This window comes from Capnocytophaga sp. oral taxon 332 str. F0381, assembly GCF_000318275.2.
Taxonomy (GTDB): Bacteria; Bacteroidota; Bacteroidia; order Flavobacteriales; family Flavobacteriaceae; genus Capnocytophaga; species Capnocytophaga bilenii.
In genome coordinates this window covers 1-609 of the sequence record NZ_KB291311.1, presented here as the reverse complement: position 1 = coordinate 609, position 609 = coordinate 1, and the positions used below count along the sequence as shown (strand labels likewise).

Below are 609 nucleotides of genomic sequence, written 5' to 3'. Positions count from 1 at the left end.
AGACTTATAAATACAAGAATTTTTCATTGGATAAATTCACTTATCAGCACATAGATAATCTACGTGAAGAAAGCGACAAAATGGATAATATAAGGCGTAAAAAAGAAGGACTTCTTCCTATATTATAGAATTGGTTATACCTAATATACAAAGCGATATGCAAAATATTTTTTGTTTCTCATTAGGTTCTTTACTGCTTTTTATTATCTTTGCATCTAAAACAAAAATACTTTATTGGATATGAAAAATAACCTGTTTTTAACTATTTCCCTGCTCATAGCATTCTCTTGCTGTGCACAAAATAGTATTAGAAGAGTGGATGATAATTATTATTTTATAGAAATTCCTTCTAAAAATGGTAATTTTGACTGTAGAGAAGATAGTACAAAGTTGTGTAATAGGTATTATGTGCTTGAAGAAACTTTCTTTAAAGATAAAATAAAACTTTTTATAGCAGAAGATAATGACTATTTCAATGAGAAATCTTCTCCCTTTGCTCTCCTTGATGCAAATCTTAAAGAAGAGCTTTTAAAGTTAGGTAGAAAGAGAGCAAAAATTCAATTTAATAACCATTTTGTCATTTTAGATACTACACACATAAGGACTATT

Annotated in this window: 1 protein-coding gene; it reads left to right on the top strand. The window is 27.6% G+C overall.

The window, feature by feature from the left end:
* Window positions 1-240 precede the first annotated feature (240 nt).
* Window positions 241-609 (top strand): hypothetical protein (locus HMPREF9075_RS06505; protein WP_009751391.1); only part of this gene is annotated, 369 nt, incomplete at its 3' end.